At 61.8% G+C, this 450-nt stretch carries 1 protein-coding gene; it reads right to left on the reverse strand.

What is annotated here, in order from left to right:
• Window positions 1–450 (reverse strand): cytochrome b N-terminal domain-containing protein (locus TN53_RS42395; protein WP_046264246.1); only part of this gene is annotated, 450 nt, incomplete at both ends.

The raw sequence follows: 450 nt of genomic DNA on the forward strand, positions 1-450 counted from the left end.
CCGGTGCCGGAGAGCAGGTCGTCGGGGAGTGAGTACCCGATGAAGCCCTCCAGGGTGACCACGACCAGAAGCACGAAGCCGATCAGCCAGTTGATCTCACGCGGCCTGCGGAACGATCCGGTGAGGAAGTGCCGCAGCATGTGGATGCAGAGCGTGGCGATCATGACCAGGGCCGACCAGTGGTGCAGCTGCCGGATGAACAGACCGCCGCGCACGTCGAAGCTGATGCGCAGGGTGGACTCGTAGGCCCGGGACATCGTGATGCCCTGAAGCGGCACGTGCGACCCGTGGTAGGCGGTCTCCGACATGCTCGGGTCGAAGAACATCGTGAGCCAGATACCGGTGAGGATCAGGATGATGAAGCTGTAGAGAGCGATCTCACCGAACATGAACGTCCAGTGGTCGGGAAACGCCTTCCGGATCAGAAACCGGAGGTTGTAGATCCCAAGT

It is taken from the genome of Streptomyces sp. WM6386, from assembly GCF_000972385.1.
Classification (GTDB): domain Bacteria; phylum Actinomycetota; class Actinomycetes; order Streptomycetales; family Streptomycetaceae; genus Streptomyces.